The sequence below is a fragment of the Aquirufa aurantiipilula genome, assembly GCF_019923745.1.
Lineage (GTDB): Bacteria > Bacteroidota > Bacteroidia > Cytophagales > Spirosomataceae > Aquirufa > Aquirufa aurantiipilula.
The window spans coordinates 362206-378056 of sequence record NZ_JAANOG010000001.1 but is presented as its reverse complement, the minus strand read 5'-3'; the positions used below and the strand labels follow the sequence as shown (position 1 = coordinate 378056).

12 protein-coding genes and 1 tRNA gene are annotated in these 15851 nt (G+C 36.0%); 5 read left to right on the top strand and 8 right to left on the bottom strand.

Annotation, left to right across the window (positions count from 1 at the left end):
* Positions 1 to 2: 2 nt before the first annotated feature.
* The 3 genes from G9H60_RS01685 to G9H60_RS01675 are packed head-to-tail and all read right to left on the bottom strand — an operon-like array spanning position 3 to position 4874.
* Complete coding sequence (locus G9H60_RS01685) at positions 3 to 2720, bottom strand: DNA gyrase/topoisomerase IV subunit A (protein WP_223142378.1); 2718 nt, start codon at positions 2718 to 2720, stop codon at positions 3 to 5.
* 9 nt (positions 2721 to 2729) lie between these two features.
* Entirely contained in the window at positions 2730 to 3305 is a 576-nt protein-coding gene (locus G9H60_RS01680) for an NUDIX hydrolase (protein ID WP_223142377.1), read from the bottom strand.
* A gap of 9 nt (positions 3306 to 3314) precedes the next feature.
* Complete coding sequence (locus tag G9H60_RS01675; protein ID WP_223142376.1) at positions 3315 to 4874, bottom strand: NAD(P)/FAD-dependent oxidoreductase; 1560 nt, start codon at positions 4872 to 4874, stop codon at positions 3315 to 3317.
* A 40-nt stretch (positions 4875 to 4914) separates the two neighbouring features.
* Between G9H60_RS01675 and G9H60_RS01670 the strand changes: the two genes are divergently transcribed.
* Positions 4915 to 6864, top strand: coding sequence for a thioredoxin domain-containing protein (locus tag G9H60_RS01670; protein ID WP_223142375.1), 1950 nt, complete (start codon positions 4915 to 4917; stop codon positions 6862 to 6864).
* On the opposite strand, the gene ruvC is transcribed toward G9H60_RS01670, so the two are convergent.
* Positions 6857 to 7429, bottom strand: a complete 573-nt coding sequence (gene ruvC / locus G9H60_RS01665) for a crossover junction endodeoxyribonuclease RuvC (RefSeq protein ID WP_223142374.1) — start codon at positions 7427 to 7429, stop codon at positions 6857 to 6859. The genes G9H60_RS01670 and ruvC overlap by 8 nt on opposite strands.
* A 20-nt stretch (positions 7430 to 7449) precedes the next feature.
* Here ruvC and G9H60_RS01660 point away from each other — a divergent pair, with 20 nt between their 5' ends.
* Together G9H60_RS01660 and G9H60_RS01655 are read left to right on the top strand one after the other, a co-directional pair.
* The gene (locus G9H60_RS01660; RefSeq protein ID WP_223142373.1) at positions 7450 to 8079 is read left to right on the top strand and encodes a polysaccharide deacetylase family protein; all 630 of its coding nucleotides are present in this window, start codon (positions 7450 to 7452) and stop codon (positions 8077 to 8079) included.
* Entirely contained in the window at positions 8076 to 8849 is a 774-nt protein-coding gene (locus tag G9H60_RS01655; protein WP_223142372.1) for a TatD family hydrolase, read from the top strand. The genes G9H60_RS01660 and G9H60_RS01655 overlap by 4 nt, the downstream gene beginning before the upstream one ends.
* Here the strand turns inward: G9H60_RS01655 and G9H60_RS01650 are convergent.
* On the bottom strand, positions 8835 to 9584 hold the full coding sequence (locus G9H60_RS01650) for an ATP-binding cassette domain-containing protein (RefSeq protein ID WP_223142371.1): 750 nt from the start codon (positions 9582 to 9584) through the stop codon (positions 8835 to 8837). The genes G9H60_RS01655 and G9H60_RS01650 overlap by 15 nt on opposite strands.
* A gap of 14 nt (positions 9585 to 9598) precedes the next feature.
* On the opposite strand from G9H60_RS01650, the gene G9H60_RS01645 reads away from it, so the two are divergent.
* Positions 9599 to 11074: a xylulokinase gene (locus G9H60_RS01645; RefSeq protein WP_223142370.1), complete on the top strand. Its 1476-nt coding sequence runs from the start codon at positions 9599 to 9601 to the stop codon at positions 11072 to 11074.
* A gap of 34 nt (positions 11075 to 11108) precedes the next feature.
* On the opposite strand, the gene G9H60_RS01640 is transcribed toward G9H60_RS01645, so the two are convergent.
* Positions 11109 to 11192 (bottom strand) — tRNA-Leu (locus G9H60_RS01640).
* A 71-nt stretch (positions 11193 to 11263) separates the two neighbouring features.
* Positions 11264 to 12502: an ABC transporter permease gene (locus tag G9H60_RS01635; protein WP_223142369.1), complete on the bottom strand. Its 1239-nt coding sequence runs from the start codon at positions 12500 to 12502 to the stop codon at positions 11264 to 11266.
* A gap of 65 nt (positions 12503 to 12567) precedes the next feature.
* On the opposite strand from G9H60_RS01635, the gene G9H60_RS01630 reads away from it, so the two are divergent.
* Entirely contained in the window at positions 12568 to 13839 is a 1272-nt protein-coding gene (locus G9H60_RS01630; protein WP_223142368.1) for an asparagine synthetase B, read from the top strand.
* Here the strand turns inward: G9H60_RS01630 and G9H60_RS01625 are convergent.
* Positions 13836 to 15848 carry a hypothetical protein gene (locus tag G9H60_RS01625; protein ID WP_223142367.1) on the bottom strand — a complete coding sequence of 671 codons (2013 nt, stop codon included), beginning with the start codon at positions 15846 to 15848 and terminating at the stop codon, positions 13836 to 13838. The two genes, G9H60_RS01630 and G9H60_RS01625, sit on opposite strands and share 4 nt — an antisense overlap.
* Positions 15849 to 15851 lie beyond the last annotated feature (3 nt).

Genomic DNA, 15851 nt, shown 5'->3' with positions numbered 1-15851 from the left:
AATTAAAATAGGCCTAGTTGTTCTCCCGTTCCTAGGTCTTTGTGATCAGGTGGTAAATTCTTAATCTCAAAAGGAATATCATCTACTTCTTTTGATTCAACTTCTGGTTTTTCTATTTCTGTATTTTCCTCGCTTTCCGATTCAATGTTCTCAAAATCACCTTCTAGGTTCTTAATGATAAATTCGGGCTCATCGTCTCCATCTACAACAGGGCTTTCTTCCTCATGTTGCACCGGTGCTTTTTCTTCAGTGTCGATGAATTGTAAATCGGTTAATTTGGGATAGTTCAATTTATTTCCAATGGCTTTCCAACCTCTAACGTCGCCTAATTCAGAAATGGGTAACAATTCTACCTGATTCGTTTTACCATCTGGCTTGTGTTTAATCTGCACATTGGGTGCATAATTATCTGTTGCCGCTATCAATCTAGAAGCCTTGTGATCAGAGATAAACAAGAATTTCTTATCGATGGTTGTCGTTTCTAATTTGAATCGCTTAATGAAATGATTTTTACTGGCACCGTCTAAATAGGCTGCCGAAATGATACTGTTAGCTTCATATTTTTTCAAATATAAAATCTCATCAGCTGTATATCGGTTGGTTAATTCGAAATTAGTTAATTCATAATTTCCCGATTTGTACAAGACTAAAATACTGTCTTTGGGTTCAAAATTTCCAATAAATTGGCCATGCTCATCTCGGTTTAATCGACCTACTGTGGCATCATACCAGATATCAACCCCACCCAATGTGGATACCCCAGCGGATTTCTGAACTATTTTTCTAACAGGGTATTTGGTTAACACATTACCCAATGATTCACGTCCTTTAATGGCCAATTTGGCAAAATCGTAATCAAATTGTTTAATTTTTGCTGTACAATTAGCCGTTAAATTGATTTGAATGATTTCTGCCTCCCCATTTTCATTGGCAGAGAAATAGGTAATTTTCGATTTAGCGTTATCGCTGACTAATTTATATTCTCGGTCTCTAGTAACTGAAGTCACTTTAAATCGCTTGACATAGGAAATTCCGTTTTTACCATCAAAATAAACCAAATTATATACTTTTCGGTCGTCATTTTTCTTAAATACGGAACAGTATAATATATCCTTGCCTACGAAAACTTTCTCTTGTACTTTGGTCACCACACAGGTTCCATTTTGACGAAAGACGATGATATCATCGATGTCTGAGCAATCCATGACATATTCGTCTTTTTTTAATCCATAACCGATGAAACCATCTTCCCTATTTACATAGAGTTTTTGGTTGGCTGCTGCGACCACCGTTGCTGAAATGGTGTTAAAGTTCTGGATTTCTGTTTTACGCTCTCTACCCTTTCCGTATTTTTGAAGTAGGTTTTTAAAGTAATTGATGGCATAAGTGATCAAATTAGCTAAGTGATGCTCTACTTCTCCCAATTCTTCTTCTAAACGTTTCATGGCTTCATCTGCCTTGAATGCATCAAATTTAGAGATACGTTTGATTCGTATTTCTAATAAACGAAGGATATCTTCTTCTACGATTTCACGGTAAAAATCCTTCTTATAAGGCTCTAAACCCTTATCAACCATTTCGATTACCGATTCAAAGGTTTCACATTCTTCAATGTCTCGGTAAATACGATTTTCAATGAATATTTTTTCTAATGAACTAAAAAGGATGCGTTCCATGAGTTCCGCTCTCCTGATTTCTAATTCTTGTTTTAACAAATCAACAGTTTGATTTGTACTCACTTTCAAAATTTCAGAAATTCCTACAAAATGAGGCTTTTCATCAATAATCACACAAGCATTTGGTGAAATCGAAATCTCACAATCAGTAAAAGCATATAAGGCATCAATGGTCACATCTGGCGAAATACCTGGTGCTAATTGAATTTGAATTTCTACGTCCTTAGCGGTATTGTCAATTACTTTTTTAATCTTGATTTTACCTGTATCATTGGCTTTGATGATTGAATCTATCAATGAAGTGGTTGTAGTGGAATAAGGTATGTCCTTGATTACCAATGTCTTCTTGTCAGCTTCTTCAATCTTCGCTCGAATACGTATTTTTCCGCCACGTAAGCCATCATTGTAATTGGAAGCATCCAATAAACCTCCTGTAAGAAAATCAGGTAACAATTCCACCTTTTTATTATTCAATAAATCGATGGAAGCCTGTAAAATTTCACAGAAATTATGAGGCATGATTTTGGTGGCTAAACCAACGGCAATACCTTCAACACCTTGAGCTAATAGTAAAGGGAATTTAATGGGTAATGTGATGGGTTCTTTTTTACGCCCATCGTATGACAATTGCCATTTCGTTGTTTGGTTATTAAAAACAACATCATTGGCAAATTTTGATAACCTTACTTCGATGTAACGAGCAGCTGCCGCACTATCTCCTGTGCGCATATCACCCCAGTTACCTTGACAATCGAATAATAATTCTTTTTGACCAAGGTTAACCATGGCATCCGTAATGGAAGCATCCCCATGTGGGTGATATTGCATGGTTTGCCCAACCACATTGGCCACTTTATTAAAGCGACCATCATCCATTTCACGTAAAGCATGAAGAATCCTTCTTTGAACTGGTTTTAATCCATCAGCAACGGCTGGAACAGCGCGCTCAAGAATTACGTAAGAGGCATATTCTAAAAACCAATTTTCGTACATTCCTGCCACGGCAATCTGATTTTGCAAACTGCCATCCAATGATTCATCCATATAATCGAACTATAGTGTTAACTCCCCTATTTTTAAGTGGAATAATTGGTATAAAAACAAAGCTGTTGCCCCCCAAATAACTTCTCCTTCAAATTCAAATTGTGGGGCCCAATAGGTCTCATTTTGAATCTTTAATTGATGTGCTTTTAATTGCGAGCTATCTTGGAAATGCGACACAGGTATTTCAAAAATACGATTAATTTCTCGTTTATCTAAAACGTAATTTTGCTTTTCTTCTAGGACTACAAAATATGGTTGAACCCAATAATTGGAGACCATAACCCAGACGGGTTCTAATGCCTTTAAGGCATCATAAGGTACATCAATCCCAATTTCTTCCTTTACTTCCCTAATGGCTGTAACTTTTAAATCAGAATCTGATAGTTCCTGCTTTCCTCCCGGAAATGCCATCTGTCCAGAATGTGCCCCATCATATTCATTTCTTTTAATCAATATAATGGTATTCTGCACCGCATTTTTATGGATAATGGCCACCACTGCAGCATGTCGAGCATTTTCTTTCACAGACTCCATTTGCATGAAAGTCTGGTGAAGATTAAAAATAGGCTCAAACATTTCTTTCATCTCTTTCTTTTATTTTGCCATAGCTTCAGCACAGCGAATTCCATCCAATGCCGCTGACATAATTCCACCCGCATATCCAGCTCCTTCTCCACAGGGATATAATCCTTTGATTTGAGGATGTTCTAGACTTTCCTGATCTCTCGGAATTTTTACAGGTGATGATGTTCTGCTCTCTAAGCCTATGATTTGGCCAATATTGCTTGAAAAATTTGGAATCTTTTTGTTAAAGTCACTCAAGCCTAAAGCTAAAGGTTCAGCAATAAAATCTGGCAAAAAATCTCTCATTTCGCCTGGAATTAAACCAGGGACATAGGATGTTTCATGCGAAGATTTACTAGGTTTCTTTTGAATAAAATCCAAGGTCAGTTGTGAAATGGCCTTTTGTGTTTCACCTGATAATTGATGAGCTTTTTGTTCTAAAGATTCTTGCAAATACATTCCGGCCAAGGCTCCTTCTGATTTGAATTCAGCTAAATCTTGATCTAATAAACTGACTACTATACCTGAATTTGCATATTGGGAATCTCTTCTTGATGGTGACATACCATTTACCACTACTTGATTTTGACTTGTTGCAGATGGTACAATAAAACCTCCTGGACACATACAAAAAGAAAACACCCCTCTTTGTAAACCTTGGTATTTAGTTTGACTTACTAAACTAAAACTAGCCGGTGGTAAATACTCAGGTCGCTGTTTCGTTTTGTATTGGCAGGTATCGATCAAGGCTTGTCGATGTTCAATTCGAACGCCAATGGCAAATCCCTTAGATTCTATTAATATATTTTTTTGCCTTAATAATTCGAAAATATCACGTGCAGAATGGCCAGTAGCTAATAGCATTTTGTCAGCAGTAAATTCTTCATTATTTGCCGTAATGACTCCTTTAATCTGATTGTTTTGAAGGATGAAATCCGTTACTCGTTGATGAAAATGAACCTCCCCACCTGCTTCAATTATGGCATCTCGCATGGAGGCAATGATGGCTGGAAGTTTATTGGTTCCAATATGTGGATGAGCTTCAAATAAAATGTTCGCATCAGCTCCATGGGCCACAAAAGTTTCTAAAACAGATTTGATATCCCCTCTTTTGGTACTTCTTGTATATAATTTTCCATCCGAATAAGTACCTGCTCCACCTTCTCCAAAACAATAATTACTATCAGCATCTACTATGTTAAATCGATTTATGGCTGCTAAATCTCTTCTCCTTTCCCGAACATCCTTACCCCTTTCCAATACTACGGGTTTAATTCCCAATTGAATAAGTCGAATAGCTGCAAATAAACCCGCTGGGCCGCTTCCAACAATGATTACTTGGTTTGCATTGGGTTTAAGTGGATTTAATTTTGCTTGATTTTGTAAAGAAAAATCATGTGATTTTTCATAGAAGCCTATTCGAAGATTGACTTTTATTTGGCGACTTCTTGCATCGATTGATTTTTTCTCGATTCGATATTGACAGCTATTTAATAGATTTGTGCCTAATTCAGAAATTAGAAATGCTCGGAGCAATTCAGGAGAATGAGCGATTTCTGGACTGACTACAAAATCTTTTAGTTCTAACATCGTATAAATTTGTACGAATTTACGAAAATCCTCTCTTTTAATGAACAAGCTTCAACATCAAGTTAGCCCCTATTTATTGCAACATCAACATAATCCTGTTCATTGGCAACCATGGGGTCCAGAAGCATTACAACAAGCAAAGGATGAGGATAAGTTGATTTTGGTCAGTATAGGATACGCAGCCTGTCATTGGTGCCATGTTATGGAGAAAGAATGTTTTGAGAATCAGGAAGTTGCTGATTTGATGAACAAATATTTCATTAATATCAAAGTGGATCGCGAAGAAAGACCTGATGTAGATATGATTTATATGGATGCTATCCAACAAATGGGATTATCAGGAGGTTGGCCATTGAATGTGTTTTTAATGCCATCCCTAAAACCTTTTTATGGAGGAACGTATTTCCCCAAAGCAAAATGGATGAATATTTTGTCGTCAGTTCAAAATGCATTTGTGGAACACCGTGCAGAATTGGAGGAATCAGCTGAGGGTTTTGCCAAGGCTATTTCCGATCATGCATCTTTATTTCAATGGGTGGATTTAGAAAATAGCCCAATTATCATTCCTTTGAGTCTTAAAATTATTGTTGGAAACATGGATCCTGTATTTGGTGGCATGAATAAAGCACCCAAGTTTCCTTTACCATCCTTATTGAAGTATTTAGAATCTGTACCTTCTAAATTAGGAAAAGAAACACAAGCTTTTCATGCCTCTGATCTTCAATTAAGTCGTATGGCTCAAGGAGGTATTTTTGATCAAATAGAAGGCGGATTTTCTAGGTATTCAGTTGATTCAGAATGGTTTGCTCCGCATTTTGAAAAAATGTTATATGATAATGGACAATTATTGGAAGTCTATTCTATCGCAATTCAAAGAGCTAGTAATCCTATATTTTCAGAAGTAATACTTCAAACTATTCATTTTTTGAAGTCGGAATTATTAGCTGAAAATGGGCTCTATTATGCTTCTCTTGATGCCGACAGCGAAGGGGAAGAAGGTTTGTTTTATACTTGGACTTTTGAAGAAATAAATGAATTTATCCCCTATTCAACCAACCCTGAATTTTATAAAACCTACCAGATTTTACCCAATGGCAATTGGGAAGGAGGAAGAAATATTCTATTTAAAAAAGACGCGCTGCGCAATTATACTTTTAAAAACGAAATTGACTTATTAAAAGGAATTAGAAAAGGTCGGATTAGACCAGAAACGGATACCAAACAAATTTTGGCGTGGAATGCATATGTTCTTTCAGGATTGACTGCTGCCTACCAGGCACTTTATTCGGCTGAAATTAAACAAGATGCTTTGTACTTAGCAGAGGCTATTGAGAATCATTTATTGAATTCAGATGGTTCTTGTTTGCATCAAGCCTCTTATTCTGGAAGTCCGATTGATGGATTTTTAGATGATTATGCTGCTACAGCCTTAGCATTTATCCAATTGTATTTAGTATCATTTGATAAAAAACACCTGGATTTAGCCAATCAACTTGTGGAAAAAGCAACGGAATTATTTGAATCAAAAGAAGATAATTTCGCTCTATACCTTTATGCACAGAATAAAAATAATGAATTGATTGCAGATAAAGTTGAATTTACTGATTCGGTATGTCCTTCTTCTAATTCCATGATTTGTGAGTCCTTATTATGGTTAGGATTGATTCAATCCAAGGTTGAATGTAGCATGCGAGCTCAACAAATGTTGGAGACTGTGATGTCTAAAGCACAGTCTAATCCTGCCTATTTTTCCAACTGGCTTCGCATATATTCTCAATGGTTTGAAAATCCTCAAGCAATGATCAAATTCAATCTTACCTATGTGGAAAACCAAGGATTGATGGATTCCCTGCGTGCATTAAAAAGTACTTTGATTCCTGTGGAGAATTTGCCTGAAAACAAGCATTTTTTAGTTTGCGTGGGAAATCATTGTTTAGCACCTGTCAGCACGTGGGATGAATTAGAAACTCAATGGAAGGAGCTTATTTAAGTCGGTCAGGGTTTTCGGAAACAAAGGCGCCCCAACCTTTTTTTGTGCCTTTGACAGAAGAAGAAATATTGTTTTGATGAAAGTGATGGCAAATAGCAATACCTAACGCGTCAGTAGCATCAAACAATTTAGCATCCAATTTGATACCTGCTATCACTTCAACCATTTTGGCTACTTGCTCTTTTGACGCATTTCCGTTACCAGTGACAGATTGTTTGATTTTTTTAGGTTCATATTCCACAATGGGTATACCCTTGGAGAAGGCCAAAGACATTACCATGCCTTGGACACGGCCTAATTTCAACATGGATTGAATATTTTTACCAAAAAATGGGGATTCTATAGCAATTTCATCAGGTAAGAATTCTTCAATGATTCCCAAAATTCGTTCATGTATTTTTAAAAATTTTGCCCCTTGTGTCGTGTATTTAGTTAGGTTTAAAACACCGTACTGTAATACTGTGACTTTGGCTTTATCTATTTTTAATAATCCATATCCCAAAAATCGTGTTCCAGGGTCTATCCCTAAAATTATTTTTTCTGCACCTGAACTCGTAATTTGCATGAATATTGAATCTGAATACTATGTTCATTCATCGCTTACCATCCTTTGTACCCAGCATTTTTCCTAGTTTGATTTGGGATAAAAAAGCTGATGCGAAGGAAAATCAAGTGTATTTCACTTTTGACGATGGACCTAGTCCTGAAATTACCAATTTTGTTTTAGATGAGTTAGATAAATTTCAAGCAAAAGCTACTTTTTTTTGCATAGGAAAGAATATGCGCCAGTATCCTGAAATTGCTCAATCTATTCATGTAGCCGGTCATAGTCTTGGAAATCATACTATGAATCATGTCAATGCATGGAAAGTGTCTCATGAAGATTATATCGCTAATAAAATGGCTTGTGATTTAGTTTTCTCAGAATTAAACATACCTAGTATTGGATTTAGACCCCCCTATGGTCGAGTAAATCGTGCGTTAATTAAAAAATCCTCTGAAATAGGGCCCATTTATATGTGGTCTTTGTTGACAGGTGATTATAATTCAGATTTATCTCATTCATCTATTATTGATCATTGCCTTAAAAATATACATGCTGGATCTATTGTAGTTTTTCATGATAGTCAAAAAGCCTTTCCTCATTTAAAAGTTATTTTACCTCAATTTTTAGCTTATTGTCACGACAAGGGCTTTCAATTATCCGCCTTATGATTGATACTCACGCACATTTATACGATGAACATTTTACTCAGCAATGGGAACATGCCTATGCTGAAATAAAACAGGCAGGTATTGAGGAGGTTTGGCTACCCAATTGTGATCAAGAATCTTGGGCTGCATTATGGAATTTATATCAAGGGAATACTTCATTTTGTAAACCCATGATTGGTTTGCATCCCACTTATGTCAAGGAAGATTATCTTCTACAATTAGCTTTTTTTGAAAAAGAATTAGCTAATAAAAAAGTATTAGCCATAGGTGAAATTGGCCTAGATTACTATTGGGATGTCAGTTTTAAGGAACAACAAATTGCCGCTTTTGAAGCTCAATGTCATTGGGCACTTGAACATCATTTATGGATTGATGTGCATTGCAGAAAAGCATATGCCGATTTGTTAGCTATCCTTAAAAAGAAGGAATTCAAAGATTTAACGGGGATAATTCACTGTTTCTCTGGCGATGCTCGTGAAGCCAAAACTTTGGTGGATTTAGGATATACCTTGGGAATTGGAGGTGTTTTAACTTATAAAAATGCCAATCTCCACCAAGATATACAAGATGTTCCACTGTCACAATTGGTTTTGGAAACAGATGCCCCCTATTTAAGCCCAGTGCCATATCGAGGTAAACCCAATAGTCCAGCTTACCTTGGTTTCATAGCTCAAAAATTAGCCGATTATCGAGAGATATCGCTTCTTGAATTAGTAGATATTACGAATCAAAATGCGCGTGCCTTGAAAGCATACTCAGACTTTGAATAAACTATCTATTTTTTCTTTCCAGGCAAACATGGCTTGTTGTAAAGCAAGTACCTGTTTGTTTTTGGATTTTTTGAAATGCCCCCAATCTCCTTTGAAAATAAGTTTGCCCTGATGTAAAATACCCACTTGTTGGCTTAAGCTTAAAATGTCAACCAAATCATGACTGATTAACAAGCAAGGTATATTTTCTTCTTCAACAACCTGTTTGAAAATTTCTGAAAATTCCAATTTTTGTTCGGTATCTAGTTGACTAAAGGGTTCATCTAAGACCAATAATTCAATAGGTTTGCTGATTGCTTCCAATAAGGCTAATTTTTGCCTTTCCCCTCCAGAAAGATGTTGGATTTTAGTGTTTTTAACCGTTTTTAATCTAAAACGTTTTAAATTTTTTTGAATGAATTTCTCTAAATCTGAGGATGTCATTTTTTGACCTAATCGACGAAGGTATTCTTCCACCGTATGGTGTGGCATTAAATGAAGGTTTTGAGGCACATAACCTACTTCCTTAAATACTTTGATCAAACGATCCATTTGGGTATTTAATTCCTTTCCATGAATCTTAATGGAAGCCTCTGGTTGAACAGTGTGTCCAACCACGATATTAGCTATGGTACTCTTCCCTGAGCCACTTTTTCCTATGAGAGCAAATATTTCACCTGCTTTTACTTGAAAATGTATATGGTTTAAAGCAAAATGACTTGTAACTTGGTGGTGATTAATTTGAATCTCTAACATTTAAATGACTTTTTATGCTACTGTGTGGAATTGATGTAGGCACATCTTCGATTAAAGTTAGTATTGTTGATGCTGCTAAGCAAACAGTTCTTTTTTCTTGCTCCTATCCAGAGACAGAAAATGAAATTTATTCACCTCAACCTGGCTTTGCCGAGCAAGATCCCGCTCATTGGTGGTATTGTACTGAACAAGCTATTTTGAAAGGTAATGCTTCTGGTACATATAATCCCTTGGACATTCATGCAATTGGAATTTCATACCAAATGCATGGTTTGGTTGTTTTGGATGAAAATTTGGAAGTCCTAAGACCATCCATTATTTGGTGTGATTCGAGAGCTGGTAGTTTAGGTGAAAAAGCGGCTTCTGTATTGGGAGAGGCATATTGTCAAAGCCATTTACTCAATTCTCCGGGTAATTTTACAGCTGCAAAATTGGCATGGGTAAAAGAAAATCAACCAGAAATATTTGAAAAAATTAAACACGTAGTTTTACCTGGTGATTATATTGGAGCAAAACTTACAGGGGAATTAACTTGTACTCCATCTTCTTTATCAGAAGGTATATTTTGGGATTTTAAGCAAAATCAAATTTCAACTGAGTTATTAAATTATTTTGGTTTTTCTTCTGATTTATTTCCAAGTATTCAACCCGTATTTTCAGATCATGGTCAGATTTTACATAAAATAGCTCAACGTCTAGGTTTTAATGATTTTGTAAAAGTTACATACAAAGCAGGTGATCAACCCAATAATGCTCTTTCTTTAGGCGTATTAGAACCTGGTGAAATTGCTACTACTGCTGGGACTTCAGGAGTCGTTTATGGCGTAAGTGATGAGTTAAAATTTGATCAAGGTAATCGAGTTAATTCATTTGCGCATGTAAATTACCAAGATAGCTTACGCAGAATTGGGGTTTTGATGTGCATCAATGGAACAGGCATTATGAACCGATGGTTGAAGCAAAATTTCTTCCCTACTAGTTCATACCAACAAATGAATGAATTAGCATCACAGGCAGAAATTGGCTCCAAAGGATTAATTGTTATGCCTTTTGGAAATGGAGCGGAGAGAATATTTCAGAATCGTGTCATTGGGGCTAGTTTTCAGCAATTGGATTTAAATCGTCATCAATCGGCAGAGATTAGTCGTTCCGTGCAAGAAGGAATCGCCTTTTCATTAGTTTATGGAATTGAATTATTGGATAAAGTAGGCATTACCCCTCAAAGATTAAAAGCTGGTTTGGCTAATATGTATTTAAGTCCTGTATTTAGTCAAAGCATCGTTAATGCAGCTCAAATAGCAGTGGATTTGATGGAATCTGATGGTGCCATGGGGGCGGCTTTAGGAGCTGGTATTGGTATTGGTTATTTCAATTCTCCTAAAGAAGCTGTCTCTAAGTTAAAAATTAAAAGAACAATAGAACCTGATTTGAAATATGCGGACGAAACAGCTCAAGCATATGCTAATTGGAAAAATTACTTGCCCGCATAAAAAAGTAAAAGCCTCCTGAAATTCAGGAGGCTTGTACCCAGAGCCGGAGTCGAACCGGCACGGGCTTGCACCCACGGGTGTTTGAGACCAGCGCGTCTACCAATTCCGCCATCTGGGCAATTCTTAATTGCGACACAAAAGTACTTCAAATCCTTTGATTAATCAAGTACCCAATTAATATTTTCTTTATTATTCGTAGCGTAGAGCATCTACAGGGTCCAATTTCGAGGCTTTAAATGCAGGGTAAATTCCTGAAAATAAGCCAACTAAAATACAAACGATGATACCAGTTATCATCCAAACCCAAGGTATAATAAAGCTTGCACTACCTGAACTTATTCCTTGGGCTATTAAATTTCCGATAGGAATGGCTAAAACGATACCTCCTATTCCTCCAAGTAAACAAATAACAATTGCTTCAATAAGAAATTGTTGAAGAATTCGAAAAGGTGTAGCACCCAAAGATTTACGAATACCAATTTCTCTTGTTCTTTCGGTTACAGATACCATCATGATATTCATCAAGGCGATGGCAGCACCTAACAAAGTAATAAATCCGATAACAAAACCTCCAATTCTTAAGGATGAAGTGATGTTTTCAAAGCTTTTGGCAATGGAATCGGAACGATCAATGGAAAATGAATCTTCAGAACCAATAGGATCCATTCTTACACGACGCATGGCTCCTCTAGCTTCTTCCATGAAATCATCTAAATTTTTCACTTTGGTAGACGATGTGGTGATATCAAAAGTTAAGCTTCTACCAACGGCTATTTTTCTTCCTGTTTCTAAAGGTACCATAATGACTCTGTCGTCTCCCCCTCCCATCATACTTCCTTTTTTCTCCAAAATCCCTACAACTTTTAACTTTTGACCAGAAACTATAATTTCTGAATTCACCGGATTTTCTTTTTCAAAAAGTTGATCTATCACATCAACACCTAAAAGACAAACATTATTAGCATGCTGAAACTCTTGATTTGAAAAATTTCTTCCCATCCCTACTTTATATCCCTTCAGTTCCATGAAATTATCATCAATTCCTACCAATCTCGTATTAGGATTCGTCTTTTTGGAACCATGCTTAGCAATTGCATTGAAATTAACATTGGTTTTTAAGGATACTTTTCCCTTGGAACTAAAAAGTGCTTTGTATTTGGTGGCTTGACGGTAATCGATATTTTTAAATCTTTTTTCGCGCTGTCCCTCACGTCTAATTTGCATAGCAGGACGGTTTCGGATGTCAAATGAATTAGCCCCTAATCCAGAAAAAGAATTATCCACCGAGCTTTGAATACCATCAATGGCTGTTAAAATTCCAACTAAAGAAGTAATTCCTAGTGAAATGATTAAGGCTGTTAAAATCGTTCTTAGTAAATTTCCTTTGATCGATCTTAGTCCTTCAAATACGTTTTCCTTAAGATTCATGTTGTTCTCCTACCGTTTAAATTTTACCTTGCAATTTATTAGATAAATTACGTCTTAAGAAACCAATGAAAGGGCTTATTCTTCCATTAATCATTTTTTGTTCCTCTTTCAGCTCTTTGCTAGCAAATAAGCTACTGATTCCTATGGATGAGAGTCAAACGAACCATTTAAAAGCCTACGGATTTACCTATAAAGTTTTGCAAGGTGAAGATGCCAAAGTATCTTGGCTGTTAAACTACAAAGGTGGTTCATTTCTAATGGAATACAATCCTTCCTTTTCCAAGGATCTTTTAAGTAGAGGAATATCCTACCAAATAATATCAGATCAGATAGCCTCCCAAATATTAGCTGAAGTCAATTCAGAGAGTTCCAATATGGAACAAGCTACTCTTCAAAAAGTACCTAAAATTGCCCTTTATTCTCCTAAATCAGCCTCTCCATGGGATGATGCCGTTTCATTAGCATTGACCTACGCAGAGATTCCCTTTGAAACTATTTATGATCAAGATGTATTAGACGGTAATTTGGCTAAATACGATTGGGTTCACTTACATCATGAAGATTTTACGGGACAAATGGGCAAAATGTTCACTCAAAAAGATCAAGTTTGGTACCAGTTGCAATTGCAAGAAGACCAACAAATGGCCCAAAAGAATGGTTTTGCAAAAGTCTCTCAAATGAAAGGTAAAGTGGCATCCATGATTAAAGACTTCATGTTAGGTGGTGGCTATTTGTTCGCTATGTGTACCGCCACCGATACTTTTGATATTGCGCTATCTACATTAGGTATGGATGCAGTCCCAGCATTTTATGATGGTGATGCTACTTCATCCAATATCAGTGCCGACAATTTAAATTTTAAGAATACGGTCGCTTTTAAAGATTTTTCCTTGATTCTCAATTATCGTGTAAATGAATTTTCCACCATTGATTCTGCTCCGAATTATACACAAAGACCTATTGCAGAAGAAAATGATTTTTTTGAACTAAATGAGTTTTCCGCAAAATCAGATATGATTCCCTGTATGTTGACCCAAAATCACCAACAAGTAATCCATGGATTTATGGGACAAACTACAGGTTTTGCCAGCTCCACAGTTAAATCTGAAGTTACCATTTTGGCAGAAAATGAAAGTATAAAAGAAGTGAAATACCTGTATGGACAAGTGGGAAAAGGTTTTTTTGCATTTTTAGGAGGGCACGATCCAGAGGATTATCAACACTTTGTCAATGAAGAACATACTGATTTAAGTCTTCATAAAAATTCAGCAGGATATCGCTTAATTCTCAATAACATTTTGTTCCCTTCGGCTAAAAAGAAGAAACAAAAGACCTAATGTAGTTTTCTTAAATAATAATCTTCTCCGCGTACGAGTACTCCTTCAACTAGCGTAGTATCTGTTCCTAGTCGTATATCCCCCGCTTGTGGCTGAAATACCCTTTTACTGAAAAATAAATAATCAGCATTATTTGGTATAGCTTGAATACCCTGTTCAAAAGGATTTAAAGGAATTAATTTTCTACTGAATTTAGGTCCCCATAAAGGATATTCAAAGTCGTCATTAATGGTCCCTAAGGCTACCACAGCATTTTTTGGGACTAATTTTTCAAAGTTTTGATAGGCTGGTGTAATATCAGGTCGGTTAATCGTTAAGGCCGATACACGGTCTAACTCTAAGATGGACTTTTTGCCATAGGCATTAAACGGTAATGCCCGAATGTTAAGTCCCAAGGTAAATATGGCAGAAAGGCTGATTATGACTACAATAAGCCCCAATATCAGATTTGTTAACCAAGCTTGTTTCTTTTCAAAGATGAAACTGGAAATATATACCAATAGAGGAAATAAATAAACTGCTGAACTGATCATATACCTCCCTTTCCAAGGATCGTAGGCAGCTGTAAATGCAAGTGTAGCAAAGTGAACGGCAAAAGCAAGTAAAAATAATCCTTGCATCCAATTTGGCCTCCTAAAAAATAAAAACAAACTCGGAAGAATGATGAAGATGAATATACTTCCATAGATAGGGCTACCATTATAAAATTCAAATCGCTTATCAAAAGTAAATGGTATAATAGTGAATTCTGTAACACGTTCTAATCCTAATTGTAGACCTTGGTCAAAGGCTCGGAAGGGGGCTTTCATGGCATGATTTAATTTCTCAACAAGCATGATGTTTCTTAATCCATCCAGGTTGAACAAATCAAATCCATATCTGAGAACATTTCTACTGCCTTGTACGAATAGGTTACCTAGGCTACCAGCTCTTTCTACTGATTGATGTTGTGTCGCTGTAGGTGGTCCTATAGGATGTCCATAATGAATGAAATTGGAAATATATCCAGTAGCAGCAACATATAAAATAGCTCCCAAAAGATGAGCTATGATAAGATGTTTGAAAACGAAAATAGCTTTTTTCTTAATGGCAGGGTAATAACAATATCCATATAAAATTAATAGAGGGATAAAGGAGAATACAAAAGTGATTTTATGACTAAGGGCCAAACCAAATGTTAAACCAGCTAAATACAAGTAAATTGTCTTTTCTTGTTTTCGATATGCAACCAAATAATAAACAATAGAACTTAAATAAGCCCCTAATACTATATCCGTTTCTGTTGTTATGGATTGCATTAATACATTGGGTAGAAACAAAAAAAGGATGCTTAAAAATAATCTAGTTTTAAACCTAACCCCTAAATTTTTCAGAATTCCATATATTCCAAAAGAGAGTATCCAATAAGAACCTACATTGGGAAGTTTAAATAAATATTCATTATATCCGCTCATTAAAAAAGGATATACTTGTAAAGAGCAAAAGCTCCTAGGATAGGTATCTATATTCCAATTTGTTCCAATAAAATGCGACATGGACCCTTGCTGTAAGAAATACAGAATACGATTCAAATGTCCAGTCATACTATCCCATTCATTCGGAGGACTATTAAAAACTAGGGTTATCTGAAGGGCACAAACAACTAAAAATGACCAAAATAAACAGGCAAAAATAAAACGTTCAATGCCCGTTAATTTTTGATAGGTTTGGTGGGTTGTTTGGATGGCAGAACCTATGACTTTGAAGGCAGAAACATGCTCTAATTCAAAGGCGAATACTGGCCTTTGAAAGAAATAATATGTTAAAGAGGTAATGAAAAAAGGAACTATTGCCCATAAAATTCGGCTATTCCAGAGATCTAATGTAGATAATCCATATCCTGTTAGAATGACGCTACTAGTATAAATAGTAAATCCAATGATTAAAATTTCCTCTAAATTTTTATTGGATATCTTAGATGCTACCTTGTAGTTCATCAAAATAAATGAAATGAATGCGATCCAATACATGCT